Origin of the sequence: Sphingomicrobium astaxanthinifaciens, from assembly GCF_022865105.1 — a bacterium.
GTDB classification, from domain to species: domain Bacteria; phylum Pseudomonadota; class Alphaproteobacteria; order Sphingomonadales; family Sphingomonadaceae; genus Sphingomicrobium; species Sphingomicrobium astaxanthinifaciens.
In genome coordinates, this window is the sequence record NZ_JAKNYM010000001.1 from 206,946 (window position 1) to 230,963 (window position 24,018).

The following is a 24,018-nucleotide window of genomic DNA, read 5'->3' on the forward strand; positions in this document are numbered from 1 at the left end:
GATTTGCATTTCTTCACCTAAGGGCTTATAAGACCTTTTGTGAACCCCAAAATTTGTGACCCTGACCGCCAGCGCGACGTGCTGGAGCGGATCCTTTCGCGGTGCCATGGCGCCTATGCCCCGATCACGCTGCGCGGCTACCGCAGCGACATCGAGCAATTCCGCGACTGGTGCGCGACGCATGGACGCGAGTGGTTCCCCGCGTCCCCTACCACGCTCGCCGCGTCCATCGACGCCCAGGCGCCCGCGCTGGCGATCGCGACGATCAAGCGGCGGGTCGAGGCGATCAAGTAGGTGCACCGGATGGCCGACCTTCCCAACCCCGCCGACCATAGCGAGGTCAGGCTCGCCCTCCGCCGTGCCGGACGCTTGCGCGTTCGCCGGCCCCACCAGGTGGTCGGGCTCACCGCGAAGCTGCTCGAGCATATCGTCTTGGCATGCCCCGACACGCTGGCGGGGTACCGCGACGCGGCATTGCTGAGCGTCGGCTACGACACGCTATGTCGCAGCCATGAACTCGTCGCGATGCAAGTCGCGCACCTCGGCGCAGCGTTCGCGACGGTGCACGTTCCCCGCTCGAAAAGCGATCCCTTCGGCGACGGGCGGACAGCTTACCTCTCGAAACCGACGCGGCACCGGCTCGACCGCTGGCTTGAGCATTCGAAATTAGAAGACGGCGCGCTGTTTCGAGGGCTCGCGAGGGGGTGCGTTTCTCCCGGCCCCTTTCGCACGTCGTCGGCACGCCGGCTGATCAAGCGAGCCGCGATGCAGGCGGGAATCGATCCCGATCTTGCCAACGCGCTATCGGGTCACTCGATGCGGATGGGAGCCGCGCAAGACATGATGCTTGCGGGGATCGACACGGTGGCGATCATGCAGGCGGGCGGATGGAAAAGCCACGAGGTGCTCGGACGCTATGTCGAGCATGCCGCCGCTGAGCGCATGCACGAGAAGCGGTCGGCCCGGTTAGAAACTTAGCTCAGCCAAAGAGGTCGATAGCCCTTTGACCTCGTCACTGCACACGTTCGCGGGCCAGCGCGTATCAGGACCTCAAATGCGACAGCAGACCTTAGCTTTCGCTTCGAACGGCGGCCAGGCGCGGCAGCTATCCCAGCGCGACCCTCTCGACCAGAATGTATGAGGCCCCTCTCGCCCGACCGGATTTCATCTCCCGCCTCGATCCGGATGCCGCTTCCTGCAGCGACCAGCTCCTGTAGTACGGCAATTCCACCGGCGCGCGGAAGAAGGAGGGTCAGATGGGAAGTCTCGACGGCGCGCCCTCAAAATTTGTTTTTGTTTTTGAAGGCCACCCCCTGTTATCGCACAGAGTTAGCTCACAGATGGGCAGCCGCTAGGAACCGTTCGCTAGAGCGCCAAGATATTCTCCGTATTCGTTCTTCGCAAAGCGTGATGCCCGGGCGGTCAGATCTTCGCGGCTGATCCATCCCAGTCCATATGCGATCTCATCCGGCGAGCCCACTTGCTGTCCTTGGCGTTCGGTGAGTGTCCTGACGAAGTTGCCTGCATCGAGCAGCGAGGCATGAGTGCCGGTATCCAGCCACGCGTAACCGCGTCCCATCAGCTTCACTGACAGGAGGTTATCGTCAAGATAGCTTTCTAATAGTGAGGTGATCTCCAGCTCTCCACGCTCCGACGGCTTCACGCGGCGAGCTCGCTCCGGCGCGGTCTCATCAACGAAATAGAGACCGGTTACGGCATAGCTGGACGGTGGAACTTCTGGCTTTTCGACGATCGCCCGCACCGTCCCGTCTTTGTCGAAGTCAGCGACGCCGTATCGCTCAGGGTCTTTCACGTGATAGCCAAAGACAGTGGCTCCGTTGGCACCGCTCGCTTCAGAGAGCATGTCGGGCAGCCCGTGCCCGAAAAAGATGTTGTCGCCCAGAACCATCGCCGAAGGTGCACCATCGAGGAAATCTTCTGCGAGGATGAAAGCCTGCGCCAAACCGTCGGGGTTCGGCTGGATCGTATAAGAAAGCGCAATTCCCCACTGACTCCCATTCCCAAGTGTACGCTTGAATTGGGCCTGATCTTCTGGGGTGGTGATGATCAATATCTCCCTGATACCTGCGAGCATGAGCACGCTTAGCGGGTAATAGATCATCGGTTTGTCGTAGATGGGAAGAAGCTGCTTCGATACGCCGGTGGTCACGGGATAGAGGCGCGTGCCTGATCCCCCTGCGAGAATGATTCCCTTCCGGGCGGTCATTACCAGATTTCCAGTTCATTGAGGACCTGTTCAAGGCCGCGCCGCCAGTCGGGGCGAGCGATGCCGAAAGTCTGCTCGAGACTTCTGCAGTCGAGCCGCGAATTAAGCGGTCGCGTGGCCGGGGTCGGATACTCGCTTGTGGGGATGCCCTTCACTGTCACATCACGTCCGGCCTGCGCAAAGATTGTCTCGGCAAATTCCTGCCAACTGACATCGGGCGCCCCGCTGAAATGGTAGGTGCCTTCTTTCGAAGCGTCATTCGCCAGCTGTTCTACGAGGTTGAGGCAGGCCTGCGCGATATCGCTCGCCGGAGTTGGACCTCCGACTTGGTCTGCAACGATGTTGAGCTGCTCGCGGTCCTCGGAAAGCCTCAGCATACTCTTCACGAAATTGCTTCCGTGGCTCGAAAACACCCACGAGGTACGAAGGATTGCGTAGCGTCCGCCGGCCTCGCGAACCGCCTCCTCTCCAATAAGCTTGGTCAACCCATAGGCGTTTTTCGGGTTTGTCGGCTGGTCAGGCCTCCAGGCCTTCTCTCCGCTACCGTCGAAAACATAGTCAGTCGAAATATGGACGAATGGAATATCGAGCTCCGCGCATGCTTTTGCCATTGCCGCAGGTGCCTCACCGTTCACCCTTGCGGCAACAGTCGTCTCATCCTCTGCGCGATCTACAGCGGTGTATGCAGCGGCATTGATTACTCCGCTCGGCGAATGTTTGCGGATTGCCTCTGCGCAGCTCACTGGATCCGTGAGATCCGCTTCGTCACGACTTAGGCACGTGAAATCTCCTAAGGCTTGAAGCTCTCGAGCCACCTGCCCCGTCTTTCCAAAAACGAGTACGCTCATGCGGCCTTTGCCTTTCCAGTGCCGAGCCGCACACCAACGCCCTTACGCTCCAACAGGGGCTGCCACCACGCCTCGTGTTCGAGATACCAGGTAACGGTCCGCTCCAGACCTTCTTCCACGGTCACCGAGGGCTTCCACCCCAGCTCGTCCCGTATCCGCGAGGCGTCGATTGCGTAGCGAGCATCGTGTCCCGGGCGATCAGTCACGAAGGTTATGAGATCGGAATAGAGACCCTCGCTTCGTGGCTGAAGGCGATCGAGAATCGAACATATCGTCCGTACAAGCTCGAGATTGGTGCGCTCATTATCGCCGCCGATGTTGTAGCTCCGACCGAGCTCGCCTCGTTCCGCAACCAAGAGAAGTGCCTCGGCATGATCCTCGACGTAAAGCCAGTCACGAATATTCGAGCCGTCGCCATAGATTGGCAGCGGCTTGCCCGCGAGGGCATTGAGGATGACGACCGGGATAAGCTTTTCAGGGAAGTGATAGGGCCCGTAGTTGTTCGAGCAGTTGGTGATCACCACCGGGAGGCCATAAGTTTCGTGCCATGCTCGAACCAGATGGTCAGAGCTCGCCTTGGAAGCAGAATAAGGGCTCCGCGGATCGTAAGGAGTGTCCTCGGTGAACTTGATTTCCGGATCGGCAGGTAGCGAGCCATAGACTTCATCAGTGCTGATGTGATGGAAGCGGAAACTCTCGGGCTGCCCAGCTACTTCCCAATATTTCCGAGCTGCCTCCAGCATATTGAAGGTCCCGTTGATATTGGTCTCGATGAAATCGGAAGGTCCATCGATCGAGCGATCTACGTGGGATTCCGCCGCAAGGTGCATGATGATATCAGGCTCAAACTCGTTGATTGCTTCCTGAACGGCTTCGCGATTCCGAATGTCACACCGCTTGAACTGATAAAAAGCACTGGCCTCTGCTTCGCTCAGATTCTCTAGGCAAGCCGCATAAGTAAGAGCGTCGAGATTGAATACCTTATGGCCTCGCTCAATAGCGAGCCTGACTACGGCAGAGCCGATGAAACCGGCACCACCGGTAACGAGAATTTTCATTGTGAATCCTTCCAGTGGAAAGGGCTTTGAAGTTTTGAAAGAGGAAGCGCCACGGCGTCCTTCTCGCTGAGGACCGGTTCCTCTGCCTTCGGCCACTCGATGCTGAGATCCGGATCATTCCAGCGCACCGAGCCCTCGGTCTCGGGAGCGTAATAATCCGAGCATTTATAGACGATTTCGCTGCCCGGCCTTAGCGTCATGAAACCATGCGCGAAGCCGGCAGGAATGAAGAGCTGCAGGCCATTATCCGCGCTCAGCTCAAAGCCAACCCACTTTCCATAGGTCGGGCTTCCGACACGGATGTCTACCGCAACATCGAAGATAGAACCGCGACCACAGCGGACCAATTTGGCTTGAGCCGCCGGAGGCTTCTGAAAATGAAGACCTCTGACGGTGCCCACCTTGTCTGATAACGAGTGGTTATCCTGGACGAACTCACACTCAATCCCCAAGTCTCGATAAGCTCGGAAATTATAGGTCTCAGCGAAAAAACCTCGGGTGTCGCCGAACCTTTTTGGCTCAAGCAAAATGACGCCGGCAAGGTCGGTCTGCTCAACTCTCATCATCTTTACCCTTGTTGGAAAATTTATGCCTCTTGTAGAAGCGAGAAATAGTCGGCGCCGATGACATCCCAACGATATCGGCGGTTCGCGATTTCCTTCATCGACGCACCATTTTCGTGCTGTGAAACTTTGCCGACGAGATCCGTCAGTTCCCTCGCAGTCGTAAAATAGGCAGCGCAATCTTCCGTGGTGTAGCGATTGAAGTTGCAATCAAAAGCAAGGATCGGATGGCCGACGTGCATCATCTCGACCAACGCAGGGTTCGTGCCCCCCGCTGAGTGACCGTGAATGTAGGCCGATGCCTTCTGGCGAATTCTTTGAAGCGCTGCGGGCTCATATATTGGATCGAGCATTTCTATATTCGGCGAGCGGTCATATTGCGACCTCAGCTTTCGACCAAATTCGCTGTTGTTCCAGTTACCGACGAACACGAGCGGAAGCGATGAGTCTTCGAATGCCTCGAGGATCATCGACACGTTGTTCTCAGGCTCAATCCTGCACAAAGCTAAGGCGTATGGACCTCGAGGTTGTGATGCGTCGATCGATTCTTCGGCAATCGTCCGAACTGCGTGGTCGCCGCCGTAAGCGATAACGCGAGCTTGGATCTTGTAAGTTTCTTTGAGATAGTCAGCGATACCTTGGTTGTCGGCGACAATCTCGTGTGAGAACCGAACAGCCAGCCATTCCGACCACTTCAGGAAACAGCGGCTTAAACCTTTCCACTTCGGGCGACGCCACTCGATCCCATCCACATTTGTAACGATCCTTGCGCGAGAGATCAGCCTAATCAGGGGAAATACAATCGCTCCCGACACCCCTAGAACCAGCAGCCGATCATGCCGTCGCCAGATCGCGTCGAGCGCCGTCACACAATCATAAATGATACTCTGTATGCCGTTAGCATTGTAGCTAGAATATCGCAGCCTAGCCCCGCAATAGTGGGAAGGCCGCTCAAGGTAGGCCTGCCGCGAGCAGTATACTGTCAGCTGATCGATCGGCTGTTTTCTCGACTGTGCATAACGGACAAGCCTTTCGACTAGTGTCTCGAAGCCGCCGTAACGGGCTGGCACCCCGACCGTTCCTATAATCGCTATTTTCATTGGTCTGTGGCTTCAAGCCTTGGCGAATTCTATTGACGCCAACGCTTCGCGCAGACGCGTATAGAAGCTCTCGAGACTGAACTCGCTTGCGCGGCGCCTCGCATTCACTGACATTTGCAGCATCAATTCAGGATCGTCCTTTAGAAGACGGATCTTTCGTTCCAAAGAGGCGATATCACGAGAATCGACAAGAAAACCCTCTTGTCCATCAGCGATTAGGTCGGCGGGCCCCCCCACAGGAGGTGCGACTACTGGGATACCGAAAGACATTGCCTCCACTAGCGTCAAACCGAATGTCTCGACACAAAGATCAACCCTAGTGAGGTTCAACACCAAATTCGCGCGGGCGTAAAAGTTTTCAGGCTTCTCAGAACGGGAATACACATTAACATTTGACCTGAACTCAAGCTTCTTTAAATATATGTTCAACTCTGGCCATTCGGCATTAAATAGAATATCGAATTCTATATCGGTTTCAGAAGATAATTTCTGAGCAAGCGCAAAGAATTCTGGGACACCTTTGTAATCGCGAGGGGATGCCAGCATTAGAACTCGGAAGGAACCGGACCTTCGTTCTCTAAAAGGCAGTTTTGCTGCGGCATCTGCAATAGAACCTAAAACAGGGTTTGGCACCACCACCGATTTCACGGTCTCTATGGGGACCCGCCTACGATTATCTTCAGAAACGTAGATTACCAGATCTGAACACGCCTGCGCGACCCACGTGAGAAAACGCCCCAGTAAAGCGGGAGACAGGGAAGATTCATGGACGTGATAAACGACACGATGCCCGTTCAAGCGCGCCCAAATCGCCGCTCCGAACGGAAGCAATGTGTTCACATATATAGTGGACCCTTTCGGAATACCTGCCCTCCCAAGCTCTATACATAAAAGCAACTGGCTTACCAAAAAGTTTACTAGAGTTAGTGAACGATAGCGACTCCGCTTATACCAATACTGCCTGACGTCTACACCAACGTGATCTAGTGCTCCTTGCCCGCGGCTACCAACGAAGAGAATACTCCGCCCCTCTTCTCCTCGCAGGGCCTTAATGACCTCTCGCAGGACCCTCGGGCTACCTGAGTTATCGTTCAACAAATGACAAAAGACGTAGGCCATTCTTTAGTCCAGCCGCTGATTAACGGTCATTAATTTCGATGATCGCACTGTTGTTTGTTTCTTAAACCCAGCGGATTTCATTGCAAGCCGAGCTCCTTCCATTTGCCGGCTCAAACTGAGTTGCGAGCGATGAAATAAAATGACGAGATAAATTGGCGCTAGCACTGTCGGCGGTCCAAAAATTCCGAACTCAACCAAAGAATATACAAGCATCATGACAGCGAAGCTTCTGTAAAGATTCACCTCCGCACACAAATCGCCCCCTCGCCTCAGTAGTTCACACATCGCGGACGACCAGAAAATTATGTGCAGCAGAAGGCCAATGCCGCCGAGCCCCAAATAGGTCTGGATAAATGTATTGTGGGCCATCGTAACAGTGATCTCACCGTCGGAAACTGCCTGGCCCTGAGCAGATAGCATTTGATAACCGTACCCCCAAAGTATGTCTTCCTCGAAACGAGCCGCCCCGACCATCACCTGCCAAATTGTAGTCCGCCCGCCCAACGAGACGAGATTGCCCGACCCGTGACCTCGTTCGAAGTACGTCCACAGGTAATCGGCGAATAACATTGCTAGAAAAACGACTCCAAAACGAGCTATTAGTAGTGCCGTGCCGCCCGCCTCACTACGGGGTCGCCATACAACCATAAATATTACGATGGCCACGAGCAACGCAGATCGCGAATAGCAAAGTACAAAACCCATAACCAGAAGTGCGATTAAAATCGACCTCAATACTAAGGGGCGGAAGCTCGATGAAACAAGCTCCATGACAATTAGCCCAAGTAAGCAATATGCTAATATATTTGGGTTGAGCACCCCTCCCCCGAGTCGTGGCACGCCGTCAGCACCCATGTAACGATAGAGGGGCTGATCGAAAGTCGATGCGATCGCGTAAGCCCCTAGAATAAAAGTGTAGAGAGCTATCTTTATAAATAGAATAAGATCTTCAGTTTTGCGGATGTGGGCCGCGATTAAGAACCCCATCACGCAAAAAGTAATTAGGTCGAGTGCGCGCATAGCGCTGAAATAAGGATCAGGGCTATAAACAGTAGAGACGAGGGCAGCGGCACATGTACCCCACAAGGCCCCAGACCACATTGATACTGATTTTCGAAAATACCTCTCTGGAAGACTCAGCGAGGAGTACATCAGAAGAGCCAACGATATGATTCTGAAAAAGAACTTTAGATAAATATCGAACGGGACTTCAGAAGGATAAACATAGAATTGGGGCGCGATCGAAATTGCAAGCGCCAATTTTAAACCGATCTTCACTTAATGACCCTGCCCCTCATTGCGCCGCACACCTTCGCCCGATATTCAAAGATGTAGGAAGTAACATTCGTGCTTTAGATATTTTTGGGTGTGAGCCTACTCACCCCTACAAATAGTTTTCATAGCCGTGACGTTCGATCTCTGCGCATTTTGCTGAGATCGAGAATTTGCTTGCACGACTACGGGCGCCATCAGAGAGCTTGCTAAACATTGCCGGTCTCGTCGTAAGTTCGAGGATAGCATCGCCAAGGTTTCGGGAGGTCGAAACCGTATCGCTAAACGGAATAAGAATACCAGAGTGTTCATCGACCATCTGTGAAAGGCCTCCATAATTCACCCCAACGACGGGTTTGCCTCGCGCCATGGCCTCTAAGACCACCATGCCTCCCCCTTCGAAAGACGGGTAAAGAAAGGCATCCATGGCTTCGATTTGCTTGAAAAGTGCAGCCTGTGAGACGCGGCCATGGAAGAACAGGTTCTCCACAGTGGCGTATTTCGCCGAAAGATGAGGATAGTCCGCCCCATCCCCAAACATATGCAACTCGAGACCTTTCTCTTGCTCCTTGGCGCAAAGGAATGCGCGTATGGCTAGTTCCGGCCCTTTCCAATAAATGAAGTTTCCGGCCCAATAGAATTTTCTTGCCGGGGAGGCTGGTCTCCGACTGAGCGTATGGGCGATTGGGTCTAAGTCTATGGCAACAGCTGGCAATACATTCGTTTTGTGTCGGTGCTTTTCTCGGATGAGTTCATCTGAGATGACGAAAATCTTTGCGGCTTTCTGATGCGTGTACCAGAGAAACGGATTTAAGTTGTCCGCGACCTCTCGAAGCGCAGAACGGGCCATTTCGGAAAATCTCGAGCGAAATGGCAACTCGCTAAGGTACGTCTTGGGAAGCCTTGGGTGTCTCCCCACAGGACCCAAAACGAACGGAAGCTTCAAAAATGCTCCCGCACTAGGGAGCCAGTCATTTACGAACGTAACGTGGTGAACAAAGGAAAAATCCTTTCGGTTCTTCATTCTCCAAAAGTGACGCCAGCACGACAGATTCCAAAGCAGATAATGAAACGCCCTTGCCGCCCCGAATTTTCGCTTCATGGGGACATTTAGTGATCTAACAAACTCAAACTCGACGTTAGAAGGCAAGCGCTCTCTGCGAACCAAATGTTCCTTGTCGGATTTAGTGAAAACTGTAAGGTTGTAACCTCGTTGCCCCATTTCCTTGACAAAATCCCAAGCAACACCGGGCTCAGATCCTCTTCCTGGTTCGCAGCTGTATGCTATGATAGCTATTCTGCCCATCGATTCCCTCCTGACACTCGCGTGAGAACCTGACTGACAATATTTTGCGGCTTCTTGGTCGCGTCCAAAATCTCTATATCGGATTCAGCACTATGCCGATCGTATGCACATACCAAGTATTGCAACTCTTCCAATGTCTCCTCTGATTTGCGGGCGTGGAGAAGAGATGGTTCTCCTCGAAGGTAGAAACGAATCGGCGGCTGAGGTACTATAATTGCCAAGACGCTTTTCCATGTCTTGGGCAAAAACACATTTGATCGATTTGCAGGCGCAATGACGAAATCGTCCACATAACGATCGCAAATAACGACCCCTTCAGCTACTAGAGCTGGTCGTGTACGGAACCAGTATCCGACTAAGTAGTCGCCAAGATAGTAGATAAACCGTATCAGGCTCGAAATTTGTCTAGCCTTCGTCACTCCTGAGGCGCTTTGTACCTCCGAGCCGCGTGATGATACTCCATCAGGCGAGCCTACGCCACGCCTGAACGTCGCGAGTGGCCGCAGGACCCCCGGTCGCCAGTGCTGCACAATGAAGTGCTCACCGGCACAAAAAACGCCCATCTTTTCAGAAAGAGCTTTCACTAATGTCGATTTCCCAGCGCCGTCCGGTCCAATGATCGAAATATAGATTCCAGGCGGGAAGATGAAGTTTTTTATCTTTCTGTAGATTGTAACAGAAATATTATAAATCGTTGCCATTGGCATTCCCTTTAAGGAAATAAACCAAAATGCTGTCCGACGCGTTTTAACTAGACTTCCAATGTGGCCGATGTTTTCGATGCTGCTTTGAACGTCAACGCCTATAAGAGAGGATATCTCTTGTTTCAGTCTGACCCTATCCTCCACAGTAATTTGCTCAAGTCTATTTTGTATTCGCGCTATTCGGCTCTCCTTCATTGGCAAGCCCGCAAGGCTGGCCTGAAATATATTTGCGATCAGCGCATGGCGGGGATTCAGTCTCGGGATCCTATCGACGACGTTTGATTGCTGAACGGCCTCTTCGGCCTTTAGATAAGTGGCGCCACGCCACTGCTCGCCATTATGGACATCAAATTTTGCGCAACAGAGTGCGCCCGACTTTGATTTGAAGACAATGCGGTAAATTTCAACGTAATGTCGTCTCACCGGCCGTATCACAGAAGCATTGTTTTGTTTGCAAAACTTCTTGATCGCCTTCCGAAGCAGCTTCGGATCTGTAGTAATAAGGTCAACATCCCCAGGAGGAGCATGCTCATCCTCTAACCCGCGCACGACTGCGAACGGTATGCCAGCATCTTTGGCCCAGAGGACAAACTTCAATCCAAATTGGAAAGTCTCGCTCATATAGATTTGGTCACTGCAGGCCCTTCGCCAAGTATCTCTGTACCTGACTATGGCTAAGTTGAAGAATCGGCCTTCACTCACTTCCGCATAGAAGCAGGGAAACCTTAGGTGATGTCATGGTTGTGCATACGACGTTGCTTGCTTGGCTCTCCAAGATACGCTGCGGCGAATTTTTTCGAGATGGAGCTCCAGTCTAGTTCCCCCCCGATTGCCTGACACGCCGCTGAATAGTCCAAACACTCATCTTTGAGTTTGATTACCGCTTCAGCCCACTTTTCTGGCTCACGCGAATTGACGAAAGTAACACCTCGAATTTCATTCAGATAGCTTTCCAAGTTAGTCTCTGGCGACAGGACCAGTCTTGAACCGGCCCCTAGGGCCTCCAGAGGTGCCAAAGGCATCCCCTCAAAATGTGAAGGGTGAAAAAAGATGTCGATTTCAGAAAGAGCTTTGAACTTGGCGTCCCCATAGATTGGTCCACGATACACGGTCCGATCACAAAGTTCCTGATCGGCGATCAGCGCCTTGAACCGCGGAAGGTCTTCTCCGGACCCTATCAGGTGGAACTCGAAGGCCACGCCGCGGTCTCGAAGCAGTGCCAATACGCATGGTAAGAGTTCTAATCCTTTCTCCTGGAAAGATACTCGACCACAGTAGCCGAGCCTCAATACCTTGCCGGACCGGGTACAATTGAATTCTCGCAAAGTTGAGCGTTGAGTAGGGACGCCATTTGGTATTCGCTGCAGACGCACATTGGCTCGCAGACATTTAATCATATACGCGTCGTAACTGCCATAAACTTGAACGAACTCAGCTCCCTCAAGATACGGCTTCACCACAAGATGGCAATACATCCTCTTTATCCGTGGCAACTCACGTGGTCTACGCGAGAACGCGCCATGTGGGGAGACGCAGTATCTAACGCCGAGCGCTCGAAGGAAGAGCGCAATTATATGCAAGTGCACATTGAGCCCACCATGGAGGTGAAAAATACAGTGCGATCCTTCGCTCGCAATATTTCGTAAACTACGGAATAGCGCTATCCCAAAACGATGGTAAGCAATTGGGCGGGATGCCGAGAACTTGCTATCTTTCGTGATACAGATCGCTTGAGCTTCGACCGTAGGTGCCGGATGACGCATCAAGCACTCCACAACTCCCAAAACTCCGTTCTGGTTTTGGGAACCCACGGCACCCACCGTAAGATGATACACCTTCACTACTATTCTGTCCTTAATAACATTTCGAACTGACGTTGAACATCGAGAAACTGGAAAGATGGGTGCTTAGAGAAGGCCAGCAGGCCCTCCTTCAATGCATCATGCAATCGCGCTTTGGTTAATTCCATTCGGTAGGCAGTAACAAGGTCATACCCCAGAAGCTGTAAAGTAGCGTTCTCAAAGTCAAATATGTGAACATCATCCGCCATGTCTATAAACATATTCCATTTGTTTAGGTCGCCGTGGCCGATTACTTTGCAGCATCCCTCAGCGTTAGTTTGTATGCCAAGTATGGAATACATCGAAGTCAAGGCTTTGATTAAATTGTAGCGATCCTTTCTTTTCCGAGGATCGAAACCTCTTTTTGGCAGCCTTCCCCTCAATTTGAGGGAGCCATAACCATGCGATATAAGCCAAGGAAAATTTGCCGAATTAGCCGCCTGAAGCCTCTCCAGAGTCGCCGCCTCGTTCTTTAGATACTTTTCGGCGGCGACTTCTACAGCGTATTTCTCGATCAACACGCTGTCACCTTCAAACTTCATCTTGAGTTCAGTTCGCTTTCCATCTGGAACCCCCAGATACAGGAACTCATAGCCACCCAATTCATGGGCGCTCTCAATCACGCCTCTGGAAAAGCGTGGGAAGATCCATCTGGCAAATCCACGACGCGCCAATCCTCTCAAGCCGTTTGCGGGCAATATCCTCCAAAAGACACCCTCAAATCCATGCCGAACAACCCAACGCGGGCTTCTTTTAGTTGGAAAGTAGTGTACCGTAGAATTATCAACGAGTCTTGTATGCAATTCCGGGGAATCTTTCATGACCTTTGAGACTAAAATATCCCGGGGAAGATGTTATGTTTTTTCTTTATAATTATTAGCAGGAGAATTTTTGCCAACAGTAATCCAAGTGCTATAGAGCTTGCGGCCCCAATGGATCCATACTTTTCTGCCCACACCGTGCACCCCATAAGAATAACGAGCACAGAAACTAAGTTAACTAGCGCCACCTGCTTTTCCCTGCCATCGGCTACTAGGATCAATGCTGCCGGACCGGTCGCAGCATGGAACAAGTAGAAGGCGACCAATATAATCATAGGCTGGTACGAAAACGCATAATCTGATCCAAACACAAATTCGAGGAGTTTTTCGCCAGGTAGGAGAAGAACCGCAGCGACAATGATCGCCAACGAAAACGAAATTCGGGAAGACTGTTTCGAATACTGCTTCAAGTTTTTTGAGGGCTCTGTTTTTAGCGAGGCAACGAACTTGGCCACGATTATAGATTCCAACATCAATATAGGAAACGCCACCAGCTGCCCTCCCCGTTCCGCGACGCGGAGTTCAGCTGCTGCCTTGTGAAGACCCTCGAAGCCAAGATATATAATCGCGATGTTGGCGCTCAACACAATAATGGCACTCAAGGCACTGAACGTGAGAGTTAAGCGAACCAAGCTGCCAGCATCAAAGCTTCCTAAAGACCCGCGCGGGAGAGCTCCGATCACCTTGCGCGCAAAAAAAGTGGCCATGGTGGCAGCAGAGATTAGCGCCAGAAACTGCGCCGCAAGGGTGTACTCAAGGTTCAAGGTTCCAAGGAGGCTTATTGCGCAAACGATAGTTAGGAGAAGAGCTGGTTGCACGAGCTGAGGTGGTAACGCCGCAATCACCGGCCTATCAAACCCCCGAAGTACCCCTGCATTAATCGCGATTAGCGCCATCGGAAGTGTTAATATCGCAGCACTAGCAACTTTGTAATCGGCGACTCGCAAGGATCTAATGCCAGAGGAATTGACGTCGTAAACAATCGCAGCCAGAAACACGACGCAAAAAATTGTCACCGCCCAAGCGTAGGAAAATCTTATTGTTCCCCTTATACTTTCAAATTCTTGGTGTATAACTCGTTTGGAAACTTCCCGATTTAGTAATAACTGCATACCTCCTGAAGTTGGGACGGATAGTACTGCCGATAGAGACACCACGACAGAGAACATTCCAAAATCGACTTGGGAAAGACTTCTGGCTAAAATAACGTTCGAGAGCGTTAAAATGATAGCACTTAGCGAGAGCACTGACCCAAGGACTACAGCTTGTCCCGAGATACGGCCTTTCTGCGACATGGGGTTGTAGACAATACGTTTGAGACTTCCGATCATTCGACCGCCACCGGCTAGCAAAACTGCGCGGCCATGGCCGGCGGCACAAGCTCCAGAACGGTGTGGCTAGCGATATACGCTGCACCACGTGTAACGAGAATTTTCATGCCATTAGTTCCCATTGAGTTTCGTGGCTGCGCAAGTCCCCATGCGCGATAACACCGATTGACGCGCCTCAGGCCGCATCGCCACCCTCCCCCGCCCCGCCGCGCTGCTCGAGTTCGGCGGTGAGCGCCGCGATCTCGGCCTTCAAGGCGGCATGTTCGGCGCGCTTGCGGGCAAGAAAGGCGCGGGTCATCGCCGCCTTCTCGGCCATCCCACTGGGGGTGAGCAGATAGGCATAACGGCGCTTGGTCGAGGACGCGCGGAAATTGCCGAGCTTGACCCACCCCTTGGCGACCAGCGCCTTCAACAGGTAATTCGCCGCGCCCGCGCTCACGCCTACTTCGCGGGCGAGCTCGCGCTGCGAGATGCGGGGATTGGCCTCAATGCTCCGCAACATGCGGAAGCGCCGGTCCTGGTCGATCAGGTCGCGGGTCATGGAAAATCTAGGGGAACGGGCGCTGGACGGCTACCGCACTGCGCGAGAATCACCCCCCTCGCGCAGCTCGAGCCCCCCGGCCCGTTCAATAATGAACGCGTGGCAAAATTTGCATGCCAACGCAATAACTAAAGCGTTTTTTCGAAGGCGCTCAGGCGGCAATCAGCTGGTCGCGCCGGAGCGTCACCTTGGTCTCGCCCGAGAGCAGCTTGAGCAGGACGACGACGCGATCGGCGCCGGGGCTGCTCGCGAGCGCCCCGCAGAGGTCGTCGAACGGGCCACCGACGATCCGCACCGCATCGCCCTTGCGGAGCTCATCGTCGAAACGGATCGCCCCCTCCTCGCCCGCCATCGCCTCGAGCGCCTCGACGAAGCCGGGTGGGAGCAACGCGGGCCCCTCGCCAAAGCTGATCACCCGCAGCACGCCGAGCGTGCCGTTGATCGAGCGCCAGCGGCCGGCGTCGGGGACGACGAACACATAGCCCGGGAAAAGCGGCTCGTGTGCCTCGATCGCCTTGCCGCGGACGCGGCGAAGGCGGACGACGCGCGGGCAATAAGTGGTCATGCCCTGGCGTTCGAGGTTGGTCAGCGCGAGCGCTTCGCGGCGCGGCTTGACCTGGACTGCGGCCCAGCAACAGCGCGACAAAGCCGCGTCCTCGCACGGGCCGCGATCGACCGTCGCGGCGAGGTGCTCGGGAGCCCTCATTCTACTTGGCCCCGTAGCCGAACAGCACGACGCGAACGGTGCGGAAGGCGATGATGATGTCGAGCCAGTAGGACAGGTTCTTGATGTAATAGAAATCGTAATGGAGCTTGTGACGAACCTCGTCGATCGAGGCGACATGCCCCTGGTTGACCTGCGCCCAGCCGGTGATCCCGGGCCGGACAATGTGGCGGTAGCGGTAGAAGGGCAGTTCGTCCTCGTACCACTTGGACAGCCCGACCGCCTCGGGACGCGGCCCGATCCAGCTCATCTCGCCCCACAAGACGTTGAAGAGCTGGGGCAGCTCGTCGATCCGGTAGCGGCGGAGAAAGCGCCCGACGCGCGTGATCCGCTCGTCGTCGGTCAGCGTGACCGCGGCCTCGCGATCGGAGCCGTCGTTGACCTCGGTCATCGTGCGGAACTTGACGACCTTGAAGGGCTTGCCACGAAATCCCTGCCGCTGCTGGCGGAAAAAGACTGGGCCACGGCTGTCGAGCTTGACCGCGATTGCGCAGATCGCGAGGAGCGGAAGCACCAGCGGGAGCGCGACAACGCACAGGGCGACATCGACCAGCCGTTTGATCTTGCCATAGACGAGGCTCGGGACGAGCGCGCCGAAGCTATTCTCGGACAGGTGCTCGATCTCGACCTTCCCAGTCTCGGCCTCCCAGATCTGCTTGTAATGATAGACGGGGGTTCCCGAGATGGCGGCCTCGGCGAGAAAGCGCTCCCACTCGGGGCCGATTTCGGCGTGGAGGTCGGCGACGATCGCGTGCCCCGGGACGCCGTCGTCGCACGGTTCGAGCAGCGGTGCGGTCGGGGTTCGCTCAAGTTCATGGACGAGCGCAGCGCGCCCGCCGGGGACGACATAAAATACCAACTGCTCTACACGGACGTGGAGCGTCTCGATCGCGAACCGTGCGAGGAGGGTGCCGACAAAGGCAAGCACGAGGATATAGCTGGAATATTCGAGCCGCGCGATGAGCAGCAGGCTGACAAAGCCCGCGTATACACCCCCGACAACGGGGAGGATCGAGCGCGCCAGCGGCGCGCCGGGGAAGAGCCGAAGCCGACGCAGGACGAGGATCGAGATAAGTGCGCTCGCCGCGGCGCCAATGAGAGAATTGATGATCGCCGGGCTCGTGTCCCAATTCGCGAGCGACATCCCCACGGTGAGACCGTGCCGCCCCCCGACAACATGGACCAGCGCGGCGCCGAGTACGGGCGCAACGATTCCAATCGCGAGAACGAAGGCGACTTCAAACCGAAGCGAATGAAAGATGCTATTCTTCCTCGCGATGCGAGGCACGCGACTGAGAAACACGCTACTTTACGCCCAACTACATCAAAATTGAGGATGCCGGACGGGACCGCCCGGCGTGTGGTCGAGCACCGTTAGACCGATTCAAATCGGTTTTACAACTACAAAGAGGTTAATGATCCACTATTGAGACGAAAACGCCAAGGGACTGGAATTGCCAGTTTACTTTCTGCGCCAATTCGACCATCTCGGCCCGCCGCCTTGTGGCCGATTCCGTCAATGACAAGGCTCCTCCAGCGTGACGTCGATTGCGGCTCGCGGCATCGGGATGAGCGCTTTCGATTACCGAGAAGATGACTGTGAAGTTGCGCGCCCCCTCTCCTGCATTCGATGCGTCCCTTGGGTGGGCCGTCTTTGGTGCCCTGCTTGTCCTCGCGATCTTCACCTTCGGTGGCAGCTCGCGCGCCGACGTGTCGAGCCTGGCGCTGCTCCGTCCCCTTGCCGCGATCGCGATTGCCGCGCTCTTCCTCGGGGTCGATCGGGAAGAACTCGGATCGGTGCGGATTGCCCTGTGCTTGTTGCTCACGGTCGCGCTGGTCGCGGCCGTCCAACTCGTCCCGCTGCCTCCGCACTGGTGGCAGGCGCTTCCCGAGCGCGCACCGATCGCGCGTCTCGACCAGCTGATCGGGCTCGAGGCGTGGCGCCCAATCAGCCTGTCGCCGGCGAGCACTTTCAACAGCCTTGCGAGCCTGGTCGTGCCTCTTGCCGCCTTGCTCCTGTGGGCGAAGCTGAGAAGCCCAGAATGGATGCTCGGCCTTATCACTGCGATTGGTAGTGCGAGCGCGCTTCTCGGGATCGTCCAGCAGTTTTCGCCGACCAGCAGCCCGCTCTTCTTTTATGACATCACCAACCGCGGGAGCGCGGTCGGCTTCTTTGCCAACCGCAACCACCATGCCGTCTTTCTCGCCTGCTCGGTCCTGATTGCCCTCTTCCTGGCGTCGCGGCCAAGGCTGACCACGTCTGGCTGGCACAGGATCGGCGGGGTGGCGGCTGCAGGACTAATGAGTGTCGCGGTCATCGCCAACGGGTCGCGCGCCGGGCTCGTCGCGCTGCTGCTGGCGGTGGCGGTGGGCGCCTACCTGGCGGAAAAAGCGCGCTGGTCGCCCCCCACGCCGGGTCAGCGACCGCGACACCGGTATATCGCTCCCGCGCTGATCGCTAGTGTCGCGAGCCTGCTCGTCGTGGCGTTCATCTTCACCGGGCGCAGCCCGGCGTGGGACCGCCTGGTTGCGACCGACGCCACCGCCGAACTGCGTGCCAAGATCCTACCGATCCTGTTCGAGATGGGGGTGGATTTTCAGCCGTGGGGCGCGGGCATAGGGGCGTTCGAATATGCCTATCGGATGCGCGAACCGACCGAGCTGCTGAGTTCTGCCTATGTGAACGAGGCGCATAATGACTGGCTGCAATTCATCATCGAGGGCGGCGCGCCTGCGCTCCTGCTCCTAATCGCCGGGCTGGTCGCGTTGCTTGTTCGCCTTGTCAGCCTGTGGCGGCGGCGGCACACGGAAAGCTCGCATGATCAGCAATGCTGGCTCGGCTTCGGATTGATTCTCATCCTCGGTGCCGCGAGCACGGTTGACTATCCGTTGCGGACGCCGGCGTTGATGACGTTGGGCGTTTTAGCGCTTGCCATGTTCACCCGACCTCTCGTAAGGCGGTCATAAGCGAAAGCTGCATTTTCACATCAATATTCAAGAGGTTGCCGAGAAATCGGGGCTAAGTCTCGATTTTCCGACGAGTCAAATCCATGCCTGTCCCGCGTCTTGCCTTGCTCGCGCTCGCGAGCACCGCTCTTGCCTCCTGTGCCTCGACCCCGCCCCCGGTGGGCACCGCGGCCGACATTCGCGTCGCCGAGTTCAACCAGCTGCCCAAGCCCGCCACCGATGCGAGCGCGCTGGTGCATCCGGGCGACAAGATCCAGATCTCGGTGCTCGGTTTCGAGGACCTGAGCCGCGAACTGCTGGTGGGGCCGACGGGCGAGTTCCAGTTTCCGCTGATCGGGCTCATCCAGGCTGCGGGTCGCAACCCATTCGACATCGCGCAGCAGATCGAGGCGGAACTCGCCGGCGATTATGTGGTCAATCCGGTGGTGACGGTCGACATCCTCGAGCAGAGCGGGCGGCTTTACACCGTCGGGGGCCAGGTGGAGAAACCCGGCCGCTATGACCTCGTTGGACCGATGACGCTCCTCGAGGCCGTCGCCACCAGCGGCGGGACGACCGAGACCGCCAATCTCGCCGACGTCGTGATCCTTCGCACGATCGATGGGCAGCGCTACGTCGGTGCCTACAATCTGGGCGCGATCCAGCGGGGCAATTACGAAGACCCCGAGATTTTTGTCGGCGACATCATCCAGGTCGGGGATTCGCCCGCGCTTCGCCGGATCAAGCGGATCGCAACGCTTTCGCCTTTGATCACGACCCCGATCATCCTCATCGAACGCCTGCTGCGGTAAAAAGAAATGAATATCAGACCGGCTCAAGAGGTGCTGCGCGCCGAACCGCATGACGGGTTTATCGGAGATCGCCCCGAGGCGACGGCCTTCGAGGTCCCGCCCGTCGAGCGGCTGTGGCAAATTGCCAAGAACAACAAGTGGCTGATCGCCGCACTGATGGCTGCCAGCCTCGTGGCCGGGGTGGTTATCACGCTGCTGATCACGCCCAAATATGAAGCGACCGCGCGGATCGAGATCAGCCGGGCGGAAAAGAATGTCACCACCGTCGAGGGCGTCGAAACGCAGGACAGCATCCTCGACGCGCAATATTATGAGACGCAGTATGAATTGCTGCGCGCGCGATCGCTCGCCGAGCAGGTCATGCGCGAGGCCGAGCTCGCCTCGGACGAGCAATTCCTCGAGGCATTCGAGGTGGACGTGCTCCCGGGACAGCTCGACAAGACAATCACCGCGATCCTCCTTGACAATATCCGGATCGACCCGGTCGGCGTGTCGAACCTTGTCGACATCAGTTTTGTCAGTCCCGACGCGGCGCTGTCGGCACGGATCGCCAATATCTGGGCCGAGGAATATATCGCGAGCAACCTCGATCGCCGGTTCGGGGCGACCAACGAAGCGCGCGAATTCCTCGAAAACCGGCTTGAGCAATTGCGCACTCGCCTCGAGAGCGCCGAGCGCGAATTGATCAATTACGCCGCGGCGCGCAATCTCTTCACGGTCGAAACTCCTTCCGATGGCGGCAGCAATGACACCGCATCGCAGACCTTGGTTGCTACCGACCTCCAGGCCCTCAACGCTGCGCTGGCCGAAGCGACCGCCGAGCGTATCGCCGCGCAGAGCGCGCTCCAGGCGGCAGGCCTCGAGGACGACGCGACCATCCAGCCGTTGCGCCAGCGCCGCGCCGAGCTCGCGAGCGAGCGCGCGCGTCTTCGTACCACCGCGGGTGAGGAGTATCCGACGGTGCGTGCCTTGACCGAGCAGATCGCCGAACTCGACAGCGAGATCGCGACGGCAGTCGCCCGGTCAGGGGAAAACGTCCGCGCGCGCTACCGGCAGGCGGCCGAGACCGAGCGGCTACTCCGTGATCGCGTCAATGCTCTTCGCGAAGAGTTTGTCGGGCAGCGCTTCAGCAGCGTCCAGTACAATATCTTGCAGCGCGAGGTGGATACCAACCGATCGCTCTACAATGCGCTGTTGCAGCGTTATCGCGAGATTGGCGTGGCGGGCGTAGGCGAGAACAATATCGCGATCATCGACCCGGCGGATGTGCCCTCGTTCCCGAGCGAGCCCAGCATGCTTCGCAACCTCGTCCTCGCCTTCCTGATCGGCGCCGCCGCATCAGGCGGGATCCTGCTGCTACGCGAAAAGCTCGATCAAAGCCTTCGCGACCCCGCTGATGTCCCCGACCTGTTCGGGGTCCCCCTGCTCGGCAGCATTCCGATGGCGCGCGATGGCAGCGATGAGACCGACGTCTCGAACAGGTTCTTCCTGCTCTATGAGCCCTATTTCAGCCTGTTCACTAACCTCGGCTTCCTCACAGAGAAGGGTTTCCCCAAGCGTTTGATGTTCAGCAGCACGCAGCCCGGCGAGGGCAAGAGCTTCTCGAGCGTCGCCCTGGCCAATATTCTTACCCAGCAGGGTAAGCGCGTGCTGTTGGTGGATTCCGACATGCGAAAGTCGGGGCTTGCCAAGTATCTCGACCTCAAGGTGGGCAAGGGTCTCAGCAATCTGCTGCGCGGGGAGGACGATTGGCGCGCCTGTGTGCAGACGGCTGAGCCATTCGCTTTTGACGTCATTCCGGCGGGGCGCGAACCCCCCAACCCCGCGGGGCTGTTGGCGGGTGAGCGCTTCGCGAGCATCCTCGATGCCGTCGGTGCCGACTATGACCATGTCATTATCGACTCTCCTCCGGTTCTCGGGCTCGCGGACGCGCCGCTGATCGCTTCGGTCGCAGACGGGGTCGTGATGGTGATCGAGGCCAATCGCGGCAAGGTCCGGATGACAGCGCAGTCGCTCGACCGTCTCGAGAACAGTGGCGGACAGATCTTTGGTGCGGTGGTGACGAAGCTCGACGAGCGCAACGCCTCCTACGGCTACGGCTACGGCTATGGCTACGGCTATGGATATGGCTCATCCGACGGCGCCGACGACATTGAAGAACCGCGCGCGCTAGCCTCGTAGCCATGCGCTACCTGTTCGCATTGGTTGCCCTCACATCCGCGCCGCTCCTCGCGCTGCAGGCTGCTGTCAATAGCGGAGGGGAAGCACCCGACTGGGCGATCGAGCGAAGTGGCTTTCGTTCCGCCGAGTCCGTGCTTGAACGCGCCGAGACCCAGCTCCTTGACCCGCGCCCGGGCGTGTCGGTCGCCGATGAGCTGGTTTCGGCCGCCACGCGCGCTTATGCCAAGGAGCCCCTTTCGACCGATGCCCTGTACGTCATCGCCGGAGGGGCGAATACCGACCCGGAAGACGTGTGGGAGCATGCGCGCGCGCTAGACCGGCGCCATGTCAAAACCAGTCTGGCGTTGCTCGACTCGCGGGCGCGACAGGGCGACCTCGAGGCGATGGGTCCGCTTCTCGATGAACTGGGACGGCTACGCCCCCAGCTGGCAAGTGAATTCGGGAAAAGCCTCGCCGCTAGCATCGAAGACGAGGCCACGGCGGTCTGGCTTGGCAGCGCGCTCAGGCATGACCCTAGCTGGTCGAGATCATTTTGGCGCAGTCCTCCCGACACTCCTGGTGCCTTGGACCGCTTCTTCTCGCTCCGGATGCAGCAAGTGCAGGGCAGCGACTATCATGGCAATGCGGCGCTCCTGCGAAAACTGCTGGCGAACGAGCGTTTCGACGACGCCTTTGCTTTTTACCGTGCTCTTCGGAGTATCGAGCGAGGTGGCAGCGCCGAGAGAGACACCTACCCTCCGCTCGATTGGCAGGTTGATAAGGGACGCGACGCAAATGCCCGCGAGACCGCGCCCGGCACATGGAAGCTTTTCGTCAACGACGGGACCGCGGGCCGGTTGGCACAACGCCTGGTGAAGCTGTCGCCCGGTGAGCTTCGGCTCGAGGGACGTCTCAGCCAGCTTCGAGGCCGGGGAACGCTCGAAGTTGAACTCACCTGTGCCGGACGAGACGGACACGACTTCGGGACGCAATCCTTCGATGGGGAGGCCGTCTGGATCGTGAAAGAGAAGACTTGCGATTATGGCTGGCTCCGCCTTCGCGGATCCGCGTGGGAAAGCTCGATCCCCTTCGAGGCAACCTTAAGAGACCTGCAACTTTATCGCTCTTAATCTACGCCTGTCGTGTCGGCCGTTGCCACGATCCAATCTCCACGTGTAGAAGAATGTTTCTTTTTGGCGATTGCAAGACTCGGCGTCCGACCGTAGGCAAATGACAAAGTGTCAAAAGGGTACCTAATGAAAAAATCCCTTCCCTTCGCGGCCGCGGCCTCGATGCTCGCGTTGTCGACCTCCCCCGCGCTTGCCACCGCCAATCAGCCGGCCACCGGCTCGCCCCAGATGGTGCAGGTGCAGGACCAGTTCCGCATGCTCCCCGCCACGGGTGGAAGCGTTGCGACGATCTGTGTATATAGCGTCTTCCAGGTCGGGAATCCGGCAGCGATCACGGTGCTCCATTACAAACCCACCGACGCGTTTTTCACCGAGTGTCAGAAGCGAGCGAGTTCGTCGCAGCCGACCCCTCGGACGGTTTCGCTGAGCGATCTCCCGCCATGTTCGACGGCCCTCCCCGGCGGTACGGTCGTGGGCGGGACCCCGCTTTCCGCGGCGCGCAATGTCTGCCCGAACGCTTTTGCGCTCAACTCGAAAAGCACGACCACCGGCAGCTCTTCACCGATTGGCGGCATTTCGACATCGTCTGTCGTTATCGGCGCAGTAGCGGTCGGTGTGGCCGCCGCGATCATTGCTAATTCAGACGACGACACTCCAGTTAGCCCCTAAGGAATAATCTCCCGGCGAGGGAGGACAAAAGGCTCGGGACAATCCCTTGAGCCCCTACTCTCGGCAGTTGCTGTTAAAGGGTTGAAAAGTGTAGGCGCGGCCGGTAGTCGATACGCGTAAAGTAAAAAGGGTTCTCATGAAAAAGCATCTTCTTATCGCTGCCGCGGCTTCGATGACCGTGGCCACCGCCACCCCGGCTTTCGCGCAGGCGCAGATGGTCCAGGTGCAGGACCAATTCCGTCTCCTGACGGGTGTCAACGGCAACGGCGGGACGATCTGCGAATATAGCGTCTTCAAAGTCGGCGAAGCCTCGCCGGTGACCGTCATCAACTACAAGCCGTCGGACAGCTTCTATGCCGAGTGCGCGAAGCGCGCCTCGGCTCCCAAGGCAACGCCGCGTTCGGTGTCGCAGATGGAGCTGGCCAAGCTTTCTGGTGTCAAGGCGGGGGGCATGCCCCCGGCGGTAGCGGGGCTGTTGGCTGCTGGTGCTGTGGGCGGCGTCGTCGCGGCAGTGGCGTCGGGCAAGGATGCCCCGGTTAGCCCGTAAACAGCCTAACGATTCCACAAATGAGGGCGCCCTTTCGTCGAGAGGGCGCCCTTTTTGTTTCCCGGTGCTCCGAGAATAGGCCCTCCGCCAATGTTTGAATTTTGATACTGACACAACATAGGTTATAAGCATGGGTGAATCCATCAGCGCAGCAGGTTCACTGCCGTATGGCGATGTTCGCTCTTGCAGCCCTAGTTTTGGCGGCTTCCCCGCAAGCCGCCCCCGACTCTCACCCTATGGCTGCAGGCTTTGCGCATCAGCAACAGGGAAGCGTGAAGATCACGGTCCGACTACGCCCG

23 protein-coding genes are annotated in these 24,018 nt (G+C 56.8%); 8 read left to right on the forward strand and 15 right to left on the reverse strand.

Annotated elements, in window-relative coordinates:
- Positions 1-39 precede the first annotated feature (39 nt).
- Together L8951_RS01035 and L8951_RS01040 are read left to right on the forward strand one after the other, a co-directional pair.
- The gene (locus L8951_RS01035; protein WP_244381143.1) at positions 40-294 is read left to right on the forward strand and encodes a hypothetical protein; all 255 of its coding nucleotides are present in this window, start codon (positions 40-42) and stop codon (positions 292-294) included.
- A gap of 9 nt (positions 295-303) precedes the next feature.
- On the forward strand, positions 304-978 hold the full coding sequence (locus tag L8951_RS01040) for a tyrosine-type recombinase/integrase (RefSeq protein ID WP_244381145.1): 675 nt from the start codon (positions 304-306) through the stop codon (positions 976-978).
- 373 nt (positions 979-1,351) lie between these two features.
- Here the strand turns inward: L8951_RS01040 and rfbA are convergent, their stop codons facing one another.
- From rfbA to L8951_RS01115, 15 genes are all read right to left on the reverse strand, one after another.
- Positions 1,352-2,227 (reverse strand): glucose-1-phosphate thymidylyltransferase RfbA, encoded by an 876-nt coding sequence (gene rfbA, locus L8951_RS01045; RefSeq protein WP_244381147.1) that lies wholly within the window; start codon positions 2,225-2,227, stop codon positions 1,352-1,354.
- Entirely contained in the window at positions 2,227-3,075 is an 849-nt protein-coding gene (gene rfbD / locus L8951_RS01050; RefSeq protein WP_244381148.1) for a dTDP-4-dehydrorhamnose reductase, read from the reverse strand. The genes rfbA and rfbD overlap by 1 nt, the downstream gene beginning before the upstream one ends.
- Positions 3,072-4,133: a dTDP-glucose 4,6-dehydratase gene (rfbB, locus tag L8951_RS01055; RefSeq protein ID WP_244381149.1), complete on the reverse strand. Its 1,062-nt coding sequence runs from the start codon at positions 4,131-4,133 to the stop codon at positions 3,072-3,074. The genes rfbD and rfbB overlap by 4 nt, the downstream gene beginning before the upstream one ends.
- On the reverse strand, positions 4,130-4,699 hold the full coding sequence (gene rfbC, locus L8951_RS01060) for a dTDP-4-dehydrorhamnose 3,5-epimerase (RefSeq protein WP_244381150.1): 570 nt from the start codon (positions 4,697-4,699) through the stop codon (positions 4,130-4,132). The genes rfbB and rfbC overlap by 4 nt, the downstream gene beginning before the upstream one ends.
- Before the next feature lie 20 nt (positions 4,700-4,719).
- Positions 4,720-5,796 (reverse strand): DUF1972 domain-containing protein, encoded by a 1,077-nt coding sequence (locus tag L8951_RS01065; protein ID WP_244381151.1) that lies wholly within the window; start codon positions 5,794-5,796, stop codon positions 4,720-4,722.
- A 12-nt stretch (positions 5,797-5,808) separates the two neighbouring features.
- The gene (locus L8951_RS01070) at positions 5,809-6,636 is read right to left on the reverse strand and encodes a glycosyltransferase family 4 protein (RefSeq protein WP_244381152.1); all 828 of its coding nucleotides are present in this window, start codon (positions 6,634-6,636) and stop codon (positions 5,809-5,811) included.
- Between the two features lie 282 nt (positions 6,637-6,918).
- Positions 6,919-8,193, reverse strand: coding sequence for an O-antigen ligase family protein (locus L8951_RS11580; RefSeq protein ID WP_244381153.1), 1,275 nt, complete (start codon positions 8,191-8,193; stop codon positions 6,919-6,921).
- Between the two features lie 106 nt (positions 8,194-8,299).
- Positions 8,300-9,037, reverse strand: coding sequence for a glycosyltransferase family 4 protein (locus L8951_RS01080; RefSeq protein WP_244381154.1), 738 nt, complete (start codon positions 9,035-9,037; stop codon positions 8,300-8,302).
- A 443-nt stretch (positions 9,038-9,480) separates the two neighbouring features.
- Complete coding sequence (locus L8951_RS01085; protein WP_244381155.1) at positions 9,481-10,818, reverse strand: nucleoside/nucleotide kinase family protein; 1,338 nt, start codon at positions 10,816-10,818, stop codon at positions 9,481-9,483.
- A 104-nt stretch (positions 10,819-10,922) separates the two neighbouring features.
- Positions 10,923-11,960, reverse strand: a complete 1,038-nt coding sequence (locus L8951_RS11585) for a glycosyltransferase (RefSeq protein WP_341848501.1) — start codon at positions 11,958-11,960, stop codon at positions 10,923-10,925.
- 80 nt (positions 11,961-12,040) lie between these two features.
- Positions 12,041-12,859, reverse strand: a complete 819-nt coding sequence (locus tag L8951_RS01095) for a phosphotransferase (RefSeq protein WP_244381156.1) — start codon at positions 12,857-12,859, stop codon at positions 12,041-12,043.
- 11 nt (positions 12,860-12,870) lie between these two features.
- Positions 12,871-14,190 (reverse strand): MATE family efflux transporter, encoded by a 1,320-nt coding sequence (locus tag L8951_RS01100; RefSeq protein ID WP_244381157.1) that lies wholly within the window; start codon positions 14,188-14,190, stop codon positions 12,871-12,873.
- Positions 14,191-14,365: 175 nt separating this feature from the next.
- Positions 14,366-14,731 carry a MarR family EPS-associated transcriptional regulator gene (locus tag L8951_RS01105; RefSeq protein ID WP_244381158.1) on the reverse strand — a complete coding sequence of 122 codons (366 nt, stop codon included), beginning with the start codon at positions 14,729-14,731 and terminating at the stop codon, positions 14,366-14,368.
- Positions 14,732-14,882: 151 nt separating this feature from the next.
- Positions 14,883-15,437 (reverse strand): transcription termination/antitermination protein NusG, encoded by a 555-nt coding sequence (nusG, locus tag L8951_RS01110; RefSeq protein ID WP_244381159.1) that lies wholly within the window; start codon positions 15,435-15,437, stop codon positions 14,883-14,885.
- A 1-nt stretch (position 15,438) separates the two neighbouring features.
- On the reverse strand, positions 15,439-16,599 hold the full coding sequence (locus L8951_RS01115) for an exopolysaccharide biosynthesis polyprenyl glycosylphosphotransferase (protein ID WP_244381160.1): 1,161 nt from the start codon (positions 16,597-16,599) through the stop codon (positions 15,439-15,441).
- A gap of 455 nt (positions 16,600-17,054) precedes the next feature.
- Between L8951_RS01115 and L8951_RS01120 the strand changes: the two genes are divergently transcribed.
- The 6 genes from L8951_RS01120 (at position 17,055) to L8951_RS01145 (ending at position 23,719) form a co-directional block, all read left to right on the forward strand.
- A complete protein-coding gene (locus L8951_RS01120; RefSeq protein ID WP_244381161.1) occupies positions 17,055-18,422 on the forward strand; it encodes an O-antigen ligase family protein in 1,368 nt (455 codons plus the stop codon).
- An 83-nt stretch (positions 18,423-18,505) separates the two neighbouring features.
- Positions 18,506-19,213 carry a polysaccharide biosynthesis/export family protein gene (locus L8951_RS01125; protein ID WP_244381162.1) on the forward strand — a complete coding sequence of 236 codons (708 nt, stop codon included), beginning with the start codon at positions 18,506-18,508 and terminating at the stop codon, positions 19,211-19,213.
- 6 nt (positions 19,214-19,219) lie between these two features.
- Positions 19,220-21,394, forward strand: coding sequence for a GumC family protein (locus L8951_RS01130; RefSeq protein WP_244381163.1), 2,175 nt, complete (start codon positions 19,220-19,222; stop codon positions 21,392-21,394).
- A 2-nt stretch (positions 21,395-21,396) separates the two neighbouring features.
- Positions 21,397-22,503 (forward strand): hypothetical protein, encoded by a 1,107-nt coding sequence (locus tag L8951_RS01135; protein ID WP_244381164.1) that lies wholly within the window; start codon positions 21,397-21,399, stop codon positions 22,501-22,503.
- 126 nt (positions 22,504-22,629) lie between these two features.
- Positions 22,630-23,172, forward strand: coding sequence for a hypothetical protein (locus L8951_RS01140; protein WP_244381165.1), 543 nt, complete (start codon positions 22,630-22,632; stop codon positions 23,170-23,172).
- Positions 23,173-23,308: 136 nt separating this feature from the next.
- Positions 23,309-23,719: a hypothetical protein gene (locus L8951_RS01145; protein WP_244381166.1), complete on the forward strand. Its 411-nt coding sequence runs from the start codon at positions 23,309-23,311 to the stop codon at positions 23,717-23,719.
- Positions 23,720-24,018: the final 299 nt, after the last annotated feature.